A 19,906-nucleotide genomic window follows, 5' to 3' on the forward strand; every position below is an offset into this window, starting at 1 on the left:
GCTCGGGATCGACCAAAATGGTTTCGATGCCCAGATGCTCGCGGTAGCGCGGCGCATCCTGCGCTTCGCTGGAATAAATGAAGCTCGGCACGATCCCCTTCTGTTCCATAAAGGCCTTCATGCCGTCGCTCCACACGTTCCAGCCGTGCGGATAGGGTTCGATGCCCTGCTCGTCGAACGAGTGGATATGGATGTTTTTCTGGTACTTGAAGGTCTGCAGCAGCCAGCGCAGGCGATCGCTGACCGTCGGCTGTTGCGACATTGAACTGTTCTCGAACAGCTCGCGGTCGCGAGGTTCGTCGTGGCACAAAATAACGTGCAACTCGTCCACCTGGCTGCAGGCGCGCTGGATCAGATAGATGTGGCCGGTATGCAGCGGGTAAAATTTACCAAACACCACGCCGACTTTAACCTCTTTGCGCGGGAACTCCAGCCCGAGAAAACGGTGCAGCGCCTCAAGTTTTTGCGCGCTCGGGCTTTTGATTTTGTCGTTCAACAGCTGGCTCAGATAGCCCTTGGTCATGCCGCTGGCATCCGCCACCTGCTGCAGCGTGCAGCCCTTTTGCTTGATGGACGTCTTCAGGTAATCAAATTGCGGCATGGCCACCTCCGTTTAATATGCTAAACAAAATAGCATATCTTGCTCGCCGTCGGCGACATTAATAAAACCCTTCCAGCACGTCCAGCGCGTCCGCCAGCTTCTTGACCCCGAACACCTGCATGTTGGCCGGCGGCTTTTTCGGCATATTGCCGTGCGGCACGATGGCGCGCTTGAAGCCGTGCTTGGCCGCTTCGGAGATGCGCTCCTGGCCGCTCGGCACCGGGCGGATCTCCCCCGCCAGCCCCACTTCGCCGAACACCACCAGATCGTTCGGCAGCGGCCGATCGCGCAGGCTTGAGACCAGCGACATCAGCAGCGCCAGGTCGGCGCTGGTCTCGCTGACCTTCACCCCGCCGACCACGTTGACGAACACGTCCTGATCCGACATCTGCAGCCCGCCGTGCCGGTGCAGCACCGCCAGCAGGATCGCCAACCGGTTCTGTTCCAGGCCCACCGCCACGCGGCGCGGGTTGGACATCATCGAGTGATCCACCAGCGCCTGGATCTCCACCAACAGCGGCCGGGTGCCTTCCCACACCACCATCACCGAGCTGCCGGAAGTGACTTCATCGCCGCGGCTAAGGAAGATCGCCGACGGGTTGCTGACTTCGCGCAGCCCCTGTTCGGTCATGGCGAACACCCCCAGCTCGTTGACCGCGCCGAAGCGGTTCTTGTGGCTGCGCAGGGTGCGGAAGCGGGAATCGGCGTCGCCGTCCAGCAGCACCGAACAGTCGATGCAGTGTTCCAGCACTTTCGGCCCGGCCAGCGAGCCGTCTTTGGTGACGTGGCCGACCATCACGATCGCCACGCCGCGCGTCTTGGCGAAGCGCGTCAGGTAGGCGGCGGTTTCCCGCACCTGCGCCACGCTGCCCGGCGAAGACTGAATGTCCGCCATGTGCATCACCTGAATCGAGTCGATCACCATCAGCTTCGGCTGTTCCTGCTCGGCGATCAGGCAGATCTGCTCGATGCTGGTTTCCGACAGCATGTTCAGGCCGCCGGTCGGCAGCCCCAGACGGTGGGCGCGCATCGCCACCTGCTGCAGCGATTCCTCGCCGGTGACGTACAGGGTTTTCATCTGTTCAGACAGTTTGCACAGCACCTGCAGCAACAAGGTGCTCTTGCCGGCGCCGGGGTTGCCGCCGATCAGAATGGCGCTGCCGGGCACCACGCCGCCGCCCAGCACGCGGTCGAATTCGAGAAAGCCGGTGGTGAAGCGCGGCAGCGCCTCCAGGCTGATTTCCGACAGCTTCTGCACCTTGCTGACGCCGGCGTCGCCGGCATAGCCGCTGAGGCGATCGTTGCGCGCCGCTGCGGGCGACGCGGCCAAACGCACTTCCGTGATGGTGTTCCAGGCCTGACAGGCGCTGCACTGCCCCTGCCAACGCGGATAGTCCGCCCCGCACTCATTGCACACAAATGCCCGTTTTGCCGCTTTTGCCACGTCTTACCTCAATCTTTCGTTATCGCACTTCGTGTTTCAGACTGCCGGTGAGAATACACAGCACGCCCATCAGATCCGCATGCCGGATCGCCACCTGCGCTTTTTCATACACTTTCGGCTTGGCGTGGTAGGCGATGCCCAACCCCGCCGCCTGCATCATTTTCAAATCGTTGGCGCCGTCGCCGATGGCCACGGTCTGCGCCAGCGGGATCTCCAGCTTCTCCGCCAGCCGCAGCAGCGTATCGGCTTTGAACTGCGCGTCCACCACCGGCCCCAGCACTTCGCCGGTCAGCTTGCCGTCGCGGATCTCCAGCTCGTTGGCCGCCGCCGCCACCAGCCGCAGCCGGTTACGCAGGTATTCGGCGTAGTAGGTGAAACCGCCGGAGGCGATCGCCACATGCCAACCCATCGCCTGCAGCTTGCCCACCAGGCTGGTCAGCCCCGGCATCAGCGGCAGCTCGTCGCGCACCTGCTTGAGGATGTTGGCGTCGGCCCCTTTCAGCGTGCCGACGCGCTGGCGCAGGCTGGCGGTAAAGTCCAGCTCGCCGCGCATCGCGCGTTCGGTGACTTCCGCCACCTGTTCGCCGACGCCCGCCAGCTTGGCGATCTCATCGATGCATTCGATCTCGATCGCCGTCGAATCCATATCCATCACCAGCAGCCCCGGCGTGCGCAGGTGCGGGATCTTGCCGAGCGGCGCCACGTCCAGCCCGCTCTCCGCCGCCAGCAGCTTGGCGCGCGGCGTCAAGGTGCCCGCCAGGCGCACGACCTGATAGTCGTCCACGCCCCAGGCGGTGACGATCACCATCGCCGCGCCCAGCTTGCGTTGGAATTGCGTAATGCGCGCCTTGTCCAGCTTTCTGCCGTATAACAGCCACCCGGTATTGCCCGCCCGGTAGTCCAGCGGCATCACTTCGTCGCCGCTGAGCGAAAGGGGAAGACCCGGCCATTGAGAGATCTCCGCCGGAAGATCGCAATAGGTCAGACTGTTTGACATCATTGACTCCTGAATGGACAAAAACGCTGCATGATAAAACGACGCATCAAGCTATCCTATCGCCAGCGGTTCTGGCAACATAAAGTGTCCCCGATGCCCAAGGAACCTGCATGGCTCGCGCTAAACTGAAATTTCGCCTGCACCGCACCGCTATTATCCTGATTTGCCTGGCTTTGCTGGTGCTGCTGATGCAGGGCGCCTCTTATTTTAGCCTGAGTCACCAAATGGCGCGATCCGAGCAGGTGGAAGAGTTGGCGCAGACGCTGACCAAACAGGTCGCCTACAGCCTGGCGCCGCTGCTGGACGACGACGGCAACAACCCGCGCATCGACGCCATCCTCAAGCAGCTCACCGATCACAGCCGCATTCTCGACGTCAGCGTGTATCAGTTGGATGGCACGCTGGTCTCCCACGCCGGGGAACAGATAAGTATACGCGATCGCCTGTCGCTCGACGGCAAACGCGCCGGCAGCTACTTCAACCACCAGTTGGTCGAATCCATTCAGGGCAAAGACGGCCCGATCGGCTTTATCCGCATCACCCTCGACACCCACGTGCTGGCGACCGAATCCAAGCAGGTGGACAACACCACCAACCTGCTGCGCCTGATGATCCTGCTGGCGCTGGCGATCGGCATCATTCTGGCGCGTACCCTGCTGCAACACCGCCGCAGCCGCTGGCAGCAGTCGCCGTACCTGTTGACCGCCAACACGCCACTGGAAGAAGGCAATACGGTGGAAGACGACGAAGAGGATGCGCCGGAAACAAAGCAGGAGGCGCCGAAGAAGGAATAACTCAGGCCAGGCGTTGAATGCGTTCGTGCCGATTTCTTGTCCTTTCGGTGAATAGATTGTCCGTAACAACGGGATCCACAACCAATTGAAAGGTAAAGCGTTAGCCAAAACTGGCCAAGCGGAATGAATAGATTGACGGGCGGGCGCCATGACGACGCCCGCCGCGGTATTACGCTTTGTCGCCCAGCAGCACGGATTCCAGCGCGATAACGATCATTTCGTTAAAGGTGGTCTGGCGTTCCGCCGCCGTGGTCGCTTCGTGACGCAGGATGTGGTCGGACACGGTGCAGATGGTCAGCGCCTTACAGCCGAACTCTTCGTACAGCTCCGCCGCCACGCCGTAGATGCCGGCCGCTTCCATTTCCACGCCCAGGATGCCGTACTTCTTCATCACCTGGAACATGTCCGGATCCGGGGTGTAGAACAGATCGGCGGAGAAGATGTTGCCCACGCGCGCCGGGATGCCCTGCGCAGCCGCCGCGTCGACCGCGTTGCGCACCATGTCGAAGTCGGCGATCGCCGCGTAGTCGTTATCCTTGAAGCGCAGACGGTTCACCTTGGAGTCGGTGCACGCGCCCATGCCGATCACCACGTCACGCAGTTTGATATCGTCACGCACCGCGCCGCAGGAACCGACGCGAATGATCTTCTTCACGCCGAATTCGGCAATCAGCTCGCGCGCATAGATGGAGCAGGACGGGATGCCCATGCCGTGGCCCATTACGGAGATGCGGCGGCCTTTGTAGGTGCCGGTGAAGCCCAACATGCCGCGCACGTTGTTCACTTCCACCGCGCCTTCCAGGAAGGTTTCGGCGATGTATTTTGCGCGCAGCGGGTCGCCCGGCATCAGTACTACGTCAGCGAAATCACCCATCTCAGCATTAATGTGCGGCGTAGCCATAATTTTCTTCCTTTAGAAATCTTATTTAATAAAAACGTCAAACATCTAAGCCTTGAATTTCGAGTTGCAGCCAGGCAGCTAGCGGGTGAATCCCCAGGAACTTACTTGAGTAAGCGACTGGGGTTCACGCGTGAAGCTAACAACGCTGCGGCTTGAAAGACAGGGCTTAGAACATGGTCTTACCGTAATCCATCGGCGACAGGCCAAAATAATTGGCGACGGTCTGGCCGATGTCGGCGAAGGTCTCGCGGTGGCCCAGCGAGCCCGGCTTCACTTTCGGGCCGTAAACCAGCACCGGGATGTGCTCGCGGGTGTGGTCGGTGCCCGGCCAGGTCGGATCGCAGCCGTGGTCGGCGGTGAAGATGATGATGTCTTCGTCTTTCACCAGCTTCAGCAGCTCCGGCAGGCGGCGGTCGAACAGCTCCAGCGCGGCGGCGTACCCCGCCACGTCGCGGCGGTGGCCGTAAGAGGAGTCGAAGTCCACGAAGTTGGTGAACACGATGGTGTTGTCGCCGGCCTTTTCCATTTCAATCAGGGTCGCGTCAAACAGAGCATCGATGCCGGTCGCCTTCACCTTCTTGGTGATGCCGACGTTGGCGTAGATGTCGGCGATTTTACCGATCGACACCACTTCGCCGCCCTTCTCGTCCACCAGCTTTTTCAGCACGGTCGGCGCCGGCGGCTCTACCGCCAGATCGTGGCGGTTGCCGGTGCGCTGGAAGTGGCCCGGCTTATCGCCGACGAACGGACGCGCGATCACGCGACCGATGTTGTAACCGCCTTCGGTCAGCTCTTCACGCGCGATTTCGCACAGCTCATACAGACGATCCAGGCCGAAGGTTTCTTCATGGCAGGCGATCTGGAACACCGAGTCAGCGGAGGTGTAGAAAATCGGCTTGCCGGTTTTCATGTGCTCTTCGCCCAGCTGATCGAGGATCACGGTGCCGGATGAGTGGCAGTTGCCCAGGTAGCCCGGCAGATTGGCGCGTTCGACCAGTTTGTCCAGAAGCGCCTGCGGGAAGCTGTTGTGCTCGTCCTTGAAGTAGCCCCAGTCGAACAGCACCGGCACGCCGGCGATTTCCCAGTGGCCCGACGGCGTGTCTTTACCGGAAGAGAGCTCGCTGGCGTAAGCGTAAGCACCGATGATGTCGGCGTTGCGATCCAGCCCCTGCGGGAAGTTGCCGGTGGACTCCTCCGCCGCTTTGCCGAGGCCCAGACGGCTCAGGTTAGGCAGCGTCAGCGGGCCCTGGCGGCCCACGTTGGCTTCACCGCGCGCGCAAACCTCGGCGATGTGGCCCAGGGTGTCGGAACCCTGGTCGCCAAAACGTTCGGCGTCTTCGCTGGCGCCGATGCCGAAGGAGTCCAATACCATAATAAATGTGCGTTTCATCTGTGCTCTCCTGCGTGTTCTCACGCTATTGCGACCGCAAAACTGCAATCGCCCTTATTCTCTAAATTTATACCCAATGGATTTCAAGTTGTAGCTAGGCGGCTAGCGCGTGTATCCCCAGGAGCTTACTCAAGTAAGTGACTGGGGTGCACGCGTGCAGCCAACAACGGTACGGCTTGAAAAACAAGGGTCATCACGCTTGAGTGATGCGCTTATACACCACCGGCGTCGCTTCCGGCGCCTTGTCGCTCAGCGTCATTGCGCTGCGCACCGCATCGGCCGCCAGCTGCCAGCTCTCTTCATCGTTGGCGTGGATCATCGCCAGCGGTTGCTGGGTATCTACCTTATCGCCCAGACGCGCTACCTCGGTCAGGCCAACGCTGTAATCGATGGCGTCGCTCGCCCGGCGGCGGCCGCCGCCCAGCGACACCACCGCCATACCCAGCGCGCGGGTATCCATGGCGCTGATGATGCCCGGCTTTTCAGCATACACCGGCTTGCTCAGCGTTGCCGCCGGCAGATAGCTATCATAACGTTCGACGAAGTCTATCGGCCCTTGCTGCGCCGCCACCATGCGGCCAAACACCTCAGCCGCTTTGCCGTTGTCCAGCACCGCCTGCAGCTTGGCGCGCGCATCGGCCTCGTCTTGCGCCAGGCCGCCGGACAGCAGCATCTCCACGCACAGCGCCAGCGTCACTTCCAGCAGGCGCGGGTTGCGGTATTCGCCGGTCAGGAAGCGCACCGCTTCGCGCACTTCCACCGCGTTGCCGGCGCTGGAAGCCAGCACCTGGTTCATGTCGGTCAGCAGCGCGGTGGTCTTGCAGCCCGCGCCGTTGGCCACGCCGACGATCGCCTGCGCCAAATCTTGCGACAGGGCATAGGTCGGCATAAAGGCGCCCGAGCCAACCTTCACGTCCATCACCAGCGCATCCAGCCCTTCCGCCAGTTTCTTGGCCAGAATGGAGGCGGTGATCAGCGGGATCGAATCCACGGTGGCGGTGATGTCGCGGGTGGCGTAAAAACGCTTGTCCGCCGGCGCCAGCGAGCTGGTCTGGCCGATGATCGCCACGCCGACGTCCTGAATGATTTTGCGGAAGGCGTTATCGTCCGGGAAAATATTGAAGCCCGGAATGGCTTCCAGTTTGTCCAGCGTGCCGCCGGTATGCCCCAGGCCGCGGCCGGAGATCATCGGCACATAGCCGCCGCAGGCCGCCACCATCGGGCCGAGCATCAGCGAGGTCACGTCGCCCACGCCGCCGGTCGAATGCTTGTCGACGATCGGGCCATTCAGCGCCAAACTCTTCCAGTCCAGCACGGTGCCGGAATCGCGCATCGCCATGGTGAGCGCCACGCGCTCCGGCATGCTCATGTCATGGAAATAAATGGTCATCGCCAGCGCGGCGATCTGCCCTTCCGACACCACGTTGTCGCGAATGCCGTTGATGAAAAAGCGGATTTCCGCTTCGCTTAACGGCTGGCCGTCGCGTTTCTTACGAATAATTTCTTGAGCCAGGAACAAGGCATCCCCCTGTGTCGCCGAGAGTCGGTGCAGACGGGCGCGCCTGGCGCCCGCCAACGAAATCGATCAGTAGCCGCCGCCGGCGGTCTGGGTCTGGTGGCCCAGCGCGGTCAGCAAGCTGGCCAGCAGGCTGGAAGCGCCAAAGCGGAAATGCCGCGCATCGGCCCACCCTTCGCCCAGAATACGATCGGCAAGTTGCAGATAATGCAGCGCGTCTTCCGCGGTGCGCACGCCGCCGGCCGGCTTGAAGCCCACCGTCTTCGCCACGCCCATATCGCGGATCACCGACATCATCAGCTCGGCGCTCTCCAGGGTGGCGTTGACCGGCACCTTGCCGGTGGAGGTCTTGATAAAGTCCGCCCCGGCCTTGATGGCGATCTCGGACGCCTTGCGGATCAAATCGGCCTGTTTCAGCTCACCGGTTTCGATGATCACTTTCAGCAGCACGTTGGCCGCCTGGCAAGCCTGCTTGCACTGTTTCACCAGCTCGAAGCCGACCTGTTCGTTACCGGCGATCAGCGCGCGGTATGGGAACACCACGTCCACTTCATCCGCGCCATAGGCGATCGCCGCGCGGGTTTCCGCCAGCGCGATGTCGATATCGTCATTGCCATGCGGGAAGTTGGTCACGGTGGCGATGCGGATGTCCGGCGTGCCTTGCTCGCGCAGCGCCTTACGCGCCACCGGGATAAAACGCGGGTAGATGCAGATGGCCGCCGTATGGCCGGCCGGGCTGTTGGCCTGACGACAGAGCGCGATCACTTTCTCGTCGGTGTCATCATCATTCAGCGTGGTTAAATCCATCAAGTTCAGCGCACGTTGCGCTGCTGCGGTTAATTCGGTCATAAAACTCTCCAACTGAGTACCTGGGTGTTGGCGAGCGGACTTGGTTCCATGAAGATAGCGCTGGGGAACGGCGTTCCCGCGGCGGCAACTGAGATCCTTCTCACCGCACATGGCCACCCGCCTTGCGGCCGGCCAGTAATAGCTATTTGAACACGAATGCCGAAGGCGATTCGCGTTCATCGTCACACTATATGAAATAGCACTGTAACAGACCGGAATTATATGTGAAGAGCATCACAAAATAACGCGATATCGTTCACAAATTCGCTAAAGAAGCGGCTGAAGATCGCGGATGCGGCAAGCATCCGCGTTGCTTAGAGTATAGGCGGAGTCCCGCGATCGGTCGCGCCGTCGCGGGCTCCGTGATGGCTTACAGCGCCAGGAAGAAGCCGGCGATGGTGGCACTCATCAAGTTGGACAGCGTGCCCGCCGCCACGGCCTTCAGACCGAAGCGCGCGATGTCGTGGCGACGGTTGGGCGCCATGCTGCCCAGACCGCCCAGCAGGATCGCCACCGAGGAGAGGTTGGCGAAGCCGCACAACGCGAAGGAGATGATCGCCTTGGTGTGCGTCGACAGCACCTGCAGGCCTTCCGCCGCCACCACGTCATCCGGGCGCAGATAGGCGCCGAAGTTCATGTAGGCGACGAACTCGTTGACGATGATCTTCTGCCCGATGAACGAACCGGCGGTCATCGCTTCGCTCCACGGCACGCCGATCAGGAAGGCGATCGGTGAGAACACCCAGCCGAGGATCAGCTCAAGCGACAGCTGCGGATAGTCGAACCAGCCGCCGATACCGCCGAGAATGCCGTTAAGCAAGGCGATCAGCGCGATAAACGCCAGCAGCATCGCACCGACGTTCAGCGCCAGCTGCATGCCGGAAGCCGCGCCGGAAGCCGCCGCATCGATCACGTTGGCCGGACGATCCTCTTCGGCGATCAGCTTCATCGCATCGTCTTTATCGTGGGTCTGCTCGGTTTCCGGCACCATCAGCTTGGCGAACAGCAGCCCGCCCGGCGCGGCCATGAAGGATGCGGCGATCAGGTATTCCAGCGGCACGCCCATCTGCGCGTACCCCGCCAACACCGAACCGGCTACCGAAGCCAGGCCGCCGCACATCACGGCGAACAGTTCTGACTGGCTCATGGTGGCGATATAGGGGCGCACCACCAGCGGCGCTTCGGTCTGGCCGACGAAAATGTTGGCGGTCGCCGACAGCGATTCGGTGCGCGAGGTGCCCAGCAGCTTGTGCAGGCCGCCGCCCAGCACGCGGATCACCAACTGCATGATGCCGAGGTAGTACAGCACCGCAATCAGCGAGGAGAAGAACACGATCACCGGCAGGACGCGCAGCGCGAACACGAAGCCGCCGCCGCCGAACACCTCGAACATCTTGTCGGACACCAGCCCGCCGAAGATGAACGAAATGCCCTGATTGCCGTAGGCGATAACGTTTGCCACGCCGTTAGACATACTGCCGAGGATGCTGCGGCCCAGCGGCACGTACAGCACCAGCGCGCCGATGCCGACCTGAATGATGAACGCCCACACGACGGTGCGCAATTTGATGGCCCGACGGTTGCTGGAGAGCAGCACCGCAATGGCGATCAGCACCGCCATACCGACCAGACTCATGATGAGTTGCATGCAAAGTTTCCCTGTTGCAAAAAATAAAATACATCCCTGCTCATGAAGAGAGGTCTGCTATTGGAGAGTTTCGGGGGGATTATACTGAGCGAGGTCACCCTCGCACCGATTTATGTCACAAATGTATACAACGAGACGCAAATGAAAATCTTATAACGTGACGCAGGTCACGTTATAAGCTCGTCAATCCGGCATGGCAAACAGTGACTGGGTATTGCGTTGCAGGTGAGCGGCGATCTCGTCGGCCGGTTCCGGCCGCAGCTCGCACAGCGTGTGAAACACCTCGGCGGCGCGCTCGGGGCGATTCGGCTGCCCCTGATAGCCGGCCAGCGGCATGTCCGGCGCATCCGTCTCCAGCAGCAGCGCCTCAAGCGGCAGCTGCGCCATCACGCCGCGCGTTTTCTGCGCCCGCTCATAGGTGATGGTGCCGCCCACACCGATGTAATAGCCGAGGCGGATAAACGCCTGCGCCTGCGACAGGCTGCCGGCGAAGCCGTGCACCACGCCGCGGCGCGGCAGTTGCATGCGCCGCAGCGCCGCGGCCAGCTGATCGTGGGTGCGGCGCGAGTGCAGGATCACCGGCAGGTCATGCTGTTTCGCCAGCCTCAGCTGGGCCAGCAGCACGCTTTGCTGGCGCTCGAACTGCGGGTTGTCCATATACAGATCGAGCCCAATCTCCCCCACCGCCACCAGCTTGCGCGGCCGTTCGGCCAACAGCGCCGCCAACTGTTCCAGCTGCGGCTCATGATGCTGCGCGATATACAGCGGGTGCAGCCCCAGCGCGGCGAACAGCGGCGCGTGATCCTGCGCCAGCCGCAGCACCCGCGCAAAGCGATCGGCAGTGACCGTCGGGACGATGATGCGCTGCACGCCGGCGCTTGCCGCCCGCGTCAGGCTTTCGGCCTCGTGTCCGGTAAAGGGTGGGAAATCGAAATGGCAGTGGGTGTCGGTAAAGGCGTAGCTCACAGCGCGCCCCCTTCACCCGGCGGCAGATCGCCCGGCAGAATGAGTTTCGGCGCCGCCACCGCAGCCTCCGGCTGCGCCGTGAGATCGGGCGACATGGCGATGTCGGTCACGATCGGCGAAGGCATTCTGACATTCTCGGGCTGGATCAGGCGGCGCGACAACGATTTTCGCACCTTGATGCCGTCCGGTTCCTGCTGCGCCATCCACTGGCCGACGGTGGCCAGGAAGTAGCGGCCGCAGCGGCGCCCCAGGTGATAATCCTGATTGAGCGCCCCCAGTCGGCTGCCCAGCGCATTGCTGGCCAGCGGCTTAGGCGGGAAGATCTCGAAGATGCGCAGCTTGCCCGGCGGCTTCTCGATAAAGCGCTGGATGCGGTGATAGCTTTGCTCATGATGCTGCAGGATGCGCACCATCTGCTGCAGGCTGCTGTCGCTCAGCCAATGCTCCATACGCTTCATCCACTGCGGGGTGTAGTACATTTGCGAAGGCACGGTGCGGATCACCACGATGGTGTCGGCACCGCGGCGATAGGCCTCTTCCACCGGAATCGCATCGCTGATGCCGCCGTCCTGATAGCTGACGCCGTCCAACTCCACGCCCTGACGGTAGAAGCCGGGAATGGCGCTGGACGCCTTGATGGCCGGCAGCCAGCGTTCGCGCTGCGCCGGCAGATAGGCCGGTTCGAAATCGTCGCTGCGGCAGGCGCACAGCAGGAATTCGCGCCCGTCGGTAAAGTGCTGTTCCGCCACGTCCATCGCCAGCGGCATCTGCGCCGCCGCCGTATCAACCAGCCAATCGAGATCGATCAGATGCCCGCCGCGCACGAAGCGCAGCGGATTGAAGAACTGTGCCGAAGTGGTGTAACGGGTGATCACCCGGCGCGCGTAGCCCATCTGCCCGCAGATATAGGCAGACAGATTCTGAGCGCCGGCCGATGTGCCGATCAGCAGATCGAAAGGGTTAAAGCCGGCGCGCTGAAACTCGTCCAGCACGCCGGCGGTGAAAATGCCGCGCTGGCCGCCGCCTTCGCAGACCAGCGCCATCTTGCCTGGCCGAAAGGGTTTAGACGCCAGCGGTTCTATATTGCCGAGCGTGATGGGTATTCTGTATCCCAACTTGGCATCCTCAGTGAGACGTTTTCTCCGAGGATACCGCGTCTCGCTCTCTTCCGTAATCCTCTTGCAGTACACCGGCGAGGAAATCGTTGCTGCCGGCCAGCCAGGCGCAATCGCTGCCGGACCATTCGGCCCACGCCTGCCATACCTGGCCTTTCAGCTGTTTCCAGCGCCCAACGATGATGTCGCTGTTCATGGCCGGCCCTCCCCGAGGTGAGAAAAGGAATTAAGCTTTGTTACAGTTTACGGGAAAATGCCGGCCGGCTAAGGGCGCCGACGGCCGGTGAACAGGCTGACCAGGAACAGGATGATGCCGACAACGAACACCACCTTGGCGGCCCAGGCGGCGGTGCCCGCCAGCGAACCGAATCCCAGTGCCGCAGCGATAAGCGCGATGACTAAAAAGATAATGCCCCAACGAAACATAAGCTTCTCCTTACCATTGTGAAAAAATTCTCTGCTGTTTGCCGCCCCGACAACGGGACGTCGACGGCAAATCAGTTTCTTTTTTTGGTGGTACATGTCGGGCCGCCTTCACGGCCCGACAGATGCGGCTTGTTGTTACTTGTTACGGGCGCCTGGCGGGATTACGGCTTGACCACCAGGTCGTTTTTCACGCTTTTCACGCCGTCGATGGCCTTGGCGATGCTTTCGGCACGCTCAGACTGCGCCTGCGTTTTCACCTCACCGGAAAGCTGCACCACGCCATCGGTGGTTTCCACTTTCACATTGCGCGACGGCACGATGTCATCGGCCAGCAGCTTGGCTTTCAGCTCGCTGGTGGTGGCGGTGTCGCCGGCATACGATTTGATCGACTGGTTGGCTTCGTCCTTCACGTGCAGCTTGTCGCTAACGGTCTTGACGCCTCCCACCTTACCGGCAACCGCGACCGCATGTTCCGCCTGCGCCTGGCTGCCGACAAACCCGCTCAGGATCACGGCGCCTTTTTCGGTTTTCACCGAAATGTCAGCGCTTTTGATGGTCTTATCTTCCACCAACGCACTTTTAACTTTAGCCGTTATCGCGCTGTCATCCATGTAACCGTCAACTTTTTTCATGGAGCTATCGATTTTGGCACCGGCACTATCCGCGGCGTTAGACGCCTTGTTTAACAGGCTGTCTTCGGCCAGCGCAGTGCCGCTCACCAAAGCAGAACCCAAAACAACAGCCATCAGCGAGTGTGCAAATTTGGTCTTTTTCATCGATCTCTTCCTTTTGTTGGGGGCTCGCAGCGCCAGAGCGCCGGAACCCTTCAGCCGCCTTCACGCGGCCTCTCGGTAAATACTTCATCATCGCTATACGATTAAGCGTTCACGATAGGAATAGTGCAACAGCCGTGCCAACTCAATAAACACCTTTAAAATCAATAAAAAGAAGCGTTGAGTCGGATTTTTAATCAAAAAACTGTCGCCTATTGACGACAGACTAAGTGACACGAAACGGTAAAATAGTCATCTCATTGATATTTAAGGAAACAGACTGTCTCCTATCGGCAACACATCAGAATAACTCACCAAACAATCAGCGTATTGCAGTGATTTACTCTCAAGCAATGTGCGGACATCTCGTTAAAGATAGACCATGCGGCGGAAAACGCAGGCCAATCGCGTCTCGCCTTGGCGATGTCGATTCGCAGGATAAATATGAGGAAGTTTTATTAATTAGCGGAGTGAGAATACGGGGAGCTGGCAGGGCGCACCGGGCGCCCTGCCGATTGATCAGTGTTCGCGGGTTTTGCGGAAGGTCACGTCAGGATAGCGTTCCTGCGTCAGGTTGAGGTTCACCATGGTCGGCGCGATGTAGGACAGGTTGTCCCCACCGTCCAGCGCCAGGTTGATCTCGTTCTTGCGCTTGAACTCTTCGAACTTCTTCATGTCGTCGCACTCAACCCAGCGCGCCGTCGACACGTTGACCGACTCATACAGCGCTTCCACGTTGTACTCGCTCTTCAAACGCGCCACCACCACGTCGAACTGCAGCACGCCGACCGCACCGACGATCAGATCGTTGTTGGCGATCGGGCGGAACACCTGCACCGCGCCCTCTTCGGACAACTGCACCAACCCCTTCAACAGCTGTTTCTGCTTCAGCGGATCGCGCAGGCGGATGCGGCGGAACAGTTCCGGCGCGAAGTTCGGGATGCCGGTGAACTTCATGTCTTCACCCTGGGTGAAGGTATCGCCGATCTGAATGGTGCCATGGTTGTGCAGACCGATGATGTCGCCCGGGTAGGCTTCTTCCACGTGCGAACGGTCGCCGGCCATAAAGGTCAGCGCGTCGGAGATCACCACGTCTTTGCCGGTGCGCACCTGGCGCAGCTTCATGCCCTTCTCATAACGGCCGGAAACCACGCGCATAAAGGCCACGCGGTCGCGGTGCTTCGGATCCATATTGGCCTGGATCTTGAACACAAAGCCGGTGAATTTCTCTTCCGCCGCCGTCACTTCGCGGGTGTCGGTTTTGCGCGGCATCGGCGCCGGCGCCCAGGCCACCAGGCCGTCCAGCATATGATCCACGCCGAAGTTGCCGAGTGCGGTACCGAAGAACACCGGCGTCAGCTCGCCGCTCAGGAAAGCCTCCTGATCGAACTCGTGAGAAGCGCCCTGCACCAATTCCAGCTCATCGCGCAGCTGCGCCGCCAGATCTTCGCCCACCGCCGCATCCAGCTCAGGGTTGTTCAGGCCCTTGACGATGCGCACTTCCTGAATGGTGTGGCCTTTACCGGTCTGGTACAGGTAGGTTTCATCCTTGTACAGGTGGTAAACGCCCTTGAACAGCTTGCCGCAGCCGATCGGCCAGGTGATGGGCGAACAGGCGATCTTCAGTTCGCGTTCGACTTCATCCATCACCTCCATCGGATCGCGGATGTCGCGGTCCAGCTTGTTCATGAAGGTCAGGATCGGCGTGTCGCGCAGGCGGGTGACTTCCATCAGCTTGCGGGTGCGATCCTCAACGCCCTTGGCGGCGTCGATCACCATCAGACAGCAGTCGACCGCGGTCAGGGTGCGATACGTATCTTCGGAGAAGTCTTCGTGCCCCGGGGTGTCCAGCAGGTTGACCAGGCTGTCGCGATACGGGAACTGCATCACCGAGGTGGTGATCGAGATCCCACGCTGCTTTTCCATTTCCATCCAGTCGGATTTGGCGTGCTGGCTGGAGCCGCGGCCTTTTACCGTACCGGCGGTCTGGATCGCCTGTCCGAACAGCAGCACTTTTTCGGTAATGGTGGTTTTACCGGCATCGGGGTGCGAGATGATGGCGAAAGTTCTTCTTTTGGAGACTTCGCGGGCAAATTCACTAGGAGACATGGTTTTCAGGTTCTACGGTTAGTCCGCCCTGCGACATCATCAGAACGCGCCGATCGCGGCGCCGGGCAAAGCGGTGAATAAAAGATAACAGCCGGGCATTTTCGCCGATTTGCCAACCGGTGACAATCAATGCTTTTTCCGACCGGGCTGATTACCCCAGCGGCAGCGCCATCACGATCGCGTCTTCGCGGCCTTGGGCGCTCGGGTAATAATTGCGGCGCACGGTGACTTCGTTGAAACCGAGATCTTCATACAGCGCGATCGCCGCCTGGTTGGAGGCGCGGACTTCCAGCCACAGCGTGACCACGCCGCGGCTCTCCAGCTGTTCGATCAACGCGTTGAGCAGCAGGCGGCCAAAGCCCCGGCGCTGGTGCTGCGGATGAATGGCGATGTTGAACAGCGTGGCTTCGTCCAGCACGATCTGCGTGATGGCGAACCCCGCCATCTCCCCATCGGCGCTCAGCTTCAGGTTAAGGTAGCGATCGCCCTGATTGCTGGCAAAGGTGGTTTCCGTCCAGGGGAAAGCGTGGCTGGCTTGCTCAATGGTGAAGGCCGTGGCCAGGTCGGCCGCCGTCAGGGTAGAAATCGTGTTCATGATGACAAATCTGCTGCCAGAGGGCGCGTTTGGCCCCCGCGTCTTGAGAAAGCTCGGCCAGCGCCGGGCTGTGTAGCTGCGCGCCGGCGACCGCGAGCGGCTCCGCTACGCCCAGCCGCCAACTGTTACATGCGGTCTCTGCAGGCAGCATCGCCACCTGTTCCGGCGTCAGGCTGTAAGTTTGCGCCGGCGTCAGCCCCAGGCTGCGCAGCACGTCGCAAAACAGCGGATCGTCGGGCGCCGGCAGCGTCTGCGCCACCACCAGCAGGCGCGTCTCGGGCGGCAGACTGACCGCCACTTCGCCCTGCAACACGCCCGGGCGGCGCAATGTCCACTGCGTAATACCCAGTTGTTGTAACAGCCAGTCGCGTTTTGATGCCATGCCGATTCCTACCCGTTGTGGTGCGCCATGCCTGCCATGCGCCGCGCTATGCTAACAAACCCGTGCAGCCCGCGCCAACAAACCCGTCGAACATATCGCCACAAAGCTCTATAATCCCCGGTCTCATTTCCAGGAGCCAATATCTGATGTCTGCATTAACCCCCGCCAGTGAAGTCATGCTGCGCCACAGTGATGAATTTATCGAACGCCGCGTGCTGTTTGCCGGCGACCTGCAGGACAGCCTGCCGGCCCAATTCGAGGCCGCGGACGTGCGCGTCCACACACAGCAATACCATCACTGGCAGTTACTGAACCGGACGATGGGCGATAACGTGCAGTTCGGTTTGACCGTCGATCCCGCTTTCGTCGCCGACTGCGACACGCTGGTTTACTACTGGCCGAAGAGCAAGCAGGAGGCGCAATTCCAACTGTGCAACCTCCTGGCGCTGTTGCCGGTAGGCGCGGACGTGTTCGTGGTCGGTGAAAACCGCAGCGGCGTGCGCAGCGCCGAGCCAACGCTGGAAGGCCACGTTGCGCTGGCGAAAATCGACAGCGCGCGCCGCTGCGGCCTGTATCACGGCCGCCTGGACGCGCAGACCGAGTTCGACCTGAACGACTGGTGGGACAGCTATCAGCTGCACGATCTGGAAGTGAAAACGCTGCCGGGCGTGTTCAGCCGCGACGGCCTGGACGTCGGCAGCTCGCTGCTGCTGTCGACGCTGGAAAAACACATGAAAGGCAAGGTGCTGGACATCGGCTGCGGCGCCGGCGTGATGGCCTCGGTGATGGCCAAGCTGTCGCCGAAGGTGAAACTGACCCTCAGCGACGTCAATGCCGCCGCGGTGGAATCCAGCCGCGCAACGCTGGCCGCCAACGGCATCGAAGGCGAAGTGATCGTCAGCAACGTTTACTCCGATATCACCGGCCGTTTCGACATGATCATCTCCAACCCGCCGTTCCACGACGGGCTGCAGACCAGCCTGACCGCCGCCGAAACGCTGATCCGCGGCGCGGTGAAGCACCTGCCGATCGGCGGCCAGCTGCGCATCGTCGCCAACGCCTTCCTGCCCTACCCGGACATTCTGGACGCCACCTTCGGCAGCCACGAAGTGCTGGCGCAAAACGGCCGCTTCAAGGTGTACCAGGCCACCGTCGGCCGCCCGCCGCGCGCGCCGAAGAAGAAATAATTCGCCGTTGGCGGAAAACGACAGAGCGCGGCCTGCAGGCCGCGCTTTTTTTTAACCGTTGATGTAGGTCATCGACTCCGCGCCGTAGCGATCGCCGGCCGCCGCGCTCAGCGGAAACACCGCTTCTATCGCCGCCAGTTCAGCCGCGCTCAGCGCGATCTCCGCCGCAGCGACGTTCTCTTCCAGATAGCGACGGCGTTTGGTGCCGGGGATCGGCACAATGTGTTCGCCCTGCGCCAATACCCAGGCCAGCGCCAGCTGTGAAGGTTTGACGCCCTTCTGCGCCGCCAGCTCGCTCACCTTCTCCACCAGCGCCAGGTTGCGGGCGAAGTTTTCCCCCTGGAAGCGCGGGTTGCCACGGCGGAAATCGTCCTCGGCCAGATCCTCCGGCCGCCGGATAGCGCCGGTGAGGAAACCGCGTCCTAACGGGCTGTAGGGCACAAAGCCGATGCCCAGGCGCTCGCAGGCCGCCAGTACGCCCTGCTCGGCGTCGCGCGTCCACAGCGAATACTCGGTCTGCAGCGCGGTGATCGGATGTACCTTGTGCGCCCGCTCCAGCGTGGCGACCGACGCCTCGCTCAGGCCGATGTGGCGGATCTTGCCTTCGCGGATCAGATCCGCCATCGTGCCCACGACGTCCTCGATCGGCACTTGCGGATCGACCCGGTGCTGATAATAGAGATCGATCTCCTCCACGCCCAAGCGCCGCAGGCTGCCTTCCACCGAGCGCCGGATATACTCGGGCCGGCTGCTGACGCCGCGCGCCGACGGATCCGCCGGATCGCGCAGAATGCCGAACTTGGTGGCCAGGAACACCTGTTGCCGCTTGCCCTTGATCGCCTCCCCCACCAGCTCTTCGTTGGTGTGCGGCCCGTACATGTCGGCGGTGTCGAGCAGCGTGACGCCCAACTCCAGCGCCCGGTGCAGCGTGGCGATGGCTTCCTGCCGATCGGCGCCGGTGGAGTAGAAGTCGCTCATGCCCATGCACCCCAGCCCCAGGGCGGAGACGACGGGACCGTTGGAACCGAGTTTACGTTGTTGCATTGTGCTGCCCTCATGCGGTGAATGGATAACGCAGCAAAGTCTGGTTGTTTACGCGACAAAGATAAATAATGCAGATTGCACATCACTGTTCAAAAATCACCAACAATCCGGAGTGGATATGGATCAGGTTCAAGCCATGCGCATTTTTACCCGCATCGTCGAACTGGGCAGCTTCAGTCGGGCGGCCGAACGCCTGCAGCTGCCGCGCGCCACGGTCAGCAACGCGTTGAAACGGCTGGAACAACGGCTGGGCGTGCGCCTGCTGATCCGCACCACCCGCCAGGTGCAGGTGACCAGTGAAGGCAGCCTCTACTATCAACGCTGCGTGCAGTTGCTGGGGGCGCTGGAGGAGGCGGACACGCTGTTCAGTCACCATAAGCTGCAGCCGTCCGGCAAGGTGCGCATCGATATGCCCCATTCGCTGGCGCGCCAGATCGTCATTCCGGCGTTGGACGACTTTTACCGGCGTTATCCCGACATCACCCTGGCACTGGGCGCCAACGACACCCACGTCGATCTGTTGCGCGAAGGCGTGGACTGCGTGCTGCGCGCCTGGGAAACCGAAGACGACAGTCTGGTAGCGCGGCGCATCGCCCAGCTGCCGCAGGTCACCTGCGCTTCCCCCGCTTATCTGCAGGCCCACGGCACGCCGCTCGACATCGATCGCCTGGAACCGCATCGCGCGGTGGGGTATTTTTCCCTGGCCAACAACCGCGATTACCCGCTGGAATTCTGCCGCGGCGGCAAGCTGGAACTGCGCGAGCTGCCCGCGCGGCTCAGCGTCAGCGGCGCCGACGCCTACATCGCCGGCGCGCGGGCCGGCATGGGATTGATTCAGGCGGCGCGCTATTCGCTTGCCCCCTGGCTGGAACAGGGCGAACTGGTGGAAGTGCTGGCGGACACGCCGCCCCCGCCGATGCCGATTTACATCATGTATCCACCCGGCCGTTTCCTGGCGCCACGGGTCAGGGTGTTGATTGATTGGCTGATTTGGCTGTTTGACCAGCAGAAAAGCGGCGATATGGCTGTTTTTCCAGCAAACGCCCGCAAAGCGGGGAAATAACTGTTGACGTGCCCGCCAAAATCTCTAGAATTCGCCTCCGTGGTAACGTTACTCCGGTAATGTTTCTGGTACGCGAAGGTGGCGGAATTGGTAGACGCGCTAGCTT

At 61.4% G+C, this 19,906-nt stretch carries 20 protein-coding genes; 3 read left to right on the plus strand and 17 right to left on the minus strand.

Annotated elements, in window-relative coordinates:
* From nadR to serB, 3 genes are all read right to left on the minus strand, one after another.
* On the minus strand, positions 1 to 601 hold a 601-nt coding region (gene nadR / locus ADK28_RS20835; protein ID WP_048796555.1), incomplete at its 3' end, for a multifunctional transcriptional regulator/nicotinamide-nucleotide adenylyltransferase/ribosylnicotinamide kinase NadR.
* Between the two features lie 58 nt (positions 602 to 659).
* Positions 660 to 2,045, minus strand: a complete 1,386-nt coding sequence (radA, locus tag ADK28_RS20840) for a DNA repair protein RadA (protein ID WP_028127870.1) — start codon at positions 2,043 to 2,045, stop codon at positions 660 to 662.
* 19 nt (positions 2,046 to 2,064) lie between these two features.
* Positions 2,065 to 3,042: a phosphoserine phosphatase gene (gene serB, locus ADK28_RS20845; protein WP_016929162.1), complete on the minus strand. Its 978-nt coding sequence runs from the start codon at positions 3,040 to 3,042 to the stop codon at positions 2,065 to 2,067.
* A 110-nt stretch (positions 3,043 to 3,152) separates the two neighbouring features.
* Here serB and ADK28_RS20850 point away from each other — a divergent pair, with 110 nt between their 5' ends.
* Entirely contained in the window at positions 3,153 to 3,836 is a 684-nt protein-coding gene (locus ADK28_RS20850) for a YtjB family periplasmic protein (RefSeq protein ID WP_004933054.1), read from the plus strand.
* Positions 3,837 to 4,005: 169 nt separating this feature from the next.
* Here the strand turns inward: ADK28_RS20850 and deoD are convergent, their stop codons facing one another.
* The 13 genes from deoD to ADK28_RS20910 form a co-directional block, all read right to left on the minus strand.
* A complete protein-coding gene (gene deoD, locus ADK28_RS20855) occupies positions 4,006 to 4,737 on the minus strand; it encodes a purine-nucleoside phosphorylase (RefSeq protein WP_004933059.1) in 732 nt (243 codons plus the stop codon).
* 166 nt (positions 4,738 to 4,903) lie between these two features.
* The gene (gene deoB, locus ADK28_RS20860) at positions 4,904 to 6,127 is read right to left on the minus strand and encodes a phosphopentomutase (RefSeq protein ID WP_016929163.1); all 1,224 of its coding nucleotides are present in this window, start codon (positions 6,125 to 6,127) and stop codon (positions 4,904 to 4,906) included.
* Positions 6,128 to 6,320: 193 nt separating this feature from the next.
* Positions 6,321 to 7,646 carry a thymidine phosphorylase gene (gene deoA, locus ADK28_RS20865; RefSeq protein ID WP_048796556.1) on the minus strand — a complete coding sequence of 442 codons (1,326 nt, stop codon included), beginning with the start codon at positions 7,644 to 7,646 and terminating at the stop codon, positions 6,321 to 6,323.
* A 66-nt stretch (positions 7,647 to 7,712) separates the two neighbouring features.
* Positions 7,713 to 8,492, minus strand: a complete 780-nt coding sequence (deoC, locus tag ADK28_RS20870) for a deoxyribose-phosphate aldolase (RefSeq protein ID WP_016929165.1) — start codon at positions 8,490 to 8,492, stop codon at positions 7,713 to 7,715.
* Positions 8,493 to 8,862: 370 nt separating this feature from the next.
* The gene (locus ADK28_RS20875) at positions 8,863 to 10,140 is read right to left on the minus strand and encodes a NupC/NupG family nucleoside CNT transporter (RefSeq protein ID WP_004933076.1); all 1,278 of its coding nucleotides are present in this window, start codon (positions 10,138 to 10,140) and stop codon (positions 8,863 to 8,865) included.
* A gap of 183 nt (positions 10,141 to 10,323) precedes the next feature.
* On the minus strand, positions 10,324 to 11,106 hold the full coding sequence (locus ADK28_RS20880; RefSeq protein ID WP_004933080.1) for a metal-dependent hydrolase: 783 nt from the start codon (positions 11,104 to 11,106) through the stop codon (positions 10,324 to 10,326).
* Positions 11,103 to 12,221, minus strand: coding sequence for a patatin-like phospholipase family protein (locus ADK28_RS20885; protein WP_048796557.1), 1,119 nt, complete (start codon positions 12,219 to 12,221; stop codon positions 11,103 to 11,105). Before ADK28_RS20885 ends, ADK28_RS20880 begins: the two co-directional genes overlap by 4 nt.
* Positions 12,222 to 12,231: 10 nt before the next feature.
* Positions 12,232 to 12,417, minus strand: a complete 186-nt coding sequence (locus tag ADK28_RS20890; protein ID WP_025305210.1) for a CsbD family protein — start codon at positions 12,415 to 12,417, stop codon at positions 12,232 to 12,234.
* A gap of 68 nt (positions 12,418 to 12,485) precedes the next feature.
* On the minus strand, positions 12,486 to 12,647 hold the full coding sequence (locus ADK28_RS29485) for a DUF1328 domain-containing protein (protein WP_004933089.1): 162 nt from the start codon (positions 12,645 to 12,647) through the stop codon (positions 12,486 to 12,488).
* A 161-nt stretch (positions 12,648 to 12,808) separates the two neighbouring features.
* The gene (osmY, locus tag ADK28_RS20895; protein ID WP_048796558.1) at positions 12,809 to 13,423 is read right to left on the minus strand and encodes a molecular chaperone OsmY; all 615 of its coding nucleotides are present in this window, start codon (positions 13,421 to 13,423) and stop codon (positions 12,809 to 12,811) included.
* Between the two features lie 516 nt (positions 13,424 to 13,939).
* Positions 13,940 to 15,529 (minus strand): peptide chain release factor 3, encoded by a 1,590-nt coding sequence (gene prfC, locus ADK28_RS20900; RefSeq protein WP_048796559.1) that lies wholly within the window; start codon positions 15,527 to 15,529, stop codon positions 13,940 to 13,942.
* A 151-nt stretch (positions 15,530 to 15,680) separates the two neighbouring features.
* Positions 15,681 to 16,124 (minus strand): ribosomal protein S18-alanine N-acetyltransferase, encoded by a 444-nt coding sequence (gene rimI, locus ADK28_RS20905; RefSeq protein ID WP_048796560.1) that lies wholly within the window; start codon positions 16,122 to 16,124, stop codon positions 15,681 to 15,683.
* Positions 16,069 to 16,506, minus strand: coding sequence for a DNA polymerase III subunit psi (locus ADK28_RS20910; RefSeq protein ID WP_016929171.1), 438 nt, complete (start codon positions 16,504 to 16,506; stop codon positions 16,069 to 16,071). Before ADK28_RS20910 ends, rimI begins: the two co-directional genes overlap by 56 nt.
* 146 nt (positions 16,507 to 16,652) lie before the next feature.
* Between ADK28_RS20910 and rsmC the strand changes: the two genes are divergently transcribed.
* The gene (gene rsmC, locus ADK28_RS20915; RefSeq protein ID WP_048796561.1) at positions 16,653 to 17,693 is read left to right on the plus strand and encodes a 16S rRNA (guanine(1207)-N(2))-methyltransferase RsmC; all 1,041 of its coding nucleotides are present in this window, start codon (positions 16,653 to 16,655) and stop codon (positions 17,691 to 17,693) included.
* A gap of 51 nt (positions 17,694 to 17,744) precedes the next feature.
* Here the strand turns inward: rsmC and ADK28_RS20920 are convergent, their stop codons facing one another.
* Complete coding sequence (locus tag ADK28_RS20920; protein ID WP_048796562.1) at positions 17,745 to 18,737, minus strand: aldo/keto reductase; 993 nt, start codon at positions 18,735 to 18,737, stop codon at positions 17,745 to 17,747.
* Between the two features lie 118 nt (positions 18,738 to 18,855).
* Here ADK28_RS20920 and ADK28_RS20925 point away from each other — a divergent pair, with 118 nt between their 5' ends.
* The gene (locus ADK28_RS20925; protein WP_033638786.1) at positions 18,856 to 19,800 is read left to right on the plus strand and encodes a LysR family transcriptional regulator; all 945 of its coding nucleotides are present in this window, start codon (positions 18,856 to 18,858) and stop codon (positions 19,798 to 19,800) included.
* Positions 19,801 to 19,906: the final 106 nt, after the last annotated feature.

Source organism: Serratia sp. 506_PEND, assembly GCF_001076875.1.
GTDB lineage: Bacteria > Pseudomonadota > Gammaproteobacteria > Enterobacterales > Enterobacteriaceae > Serratia > Serratia marcescens.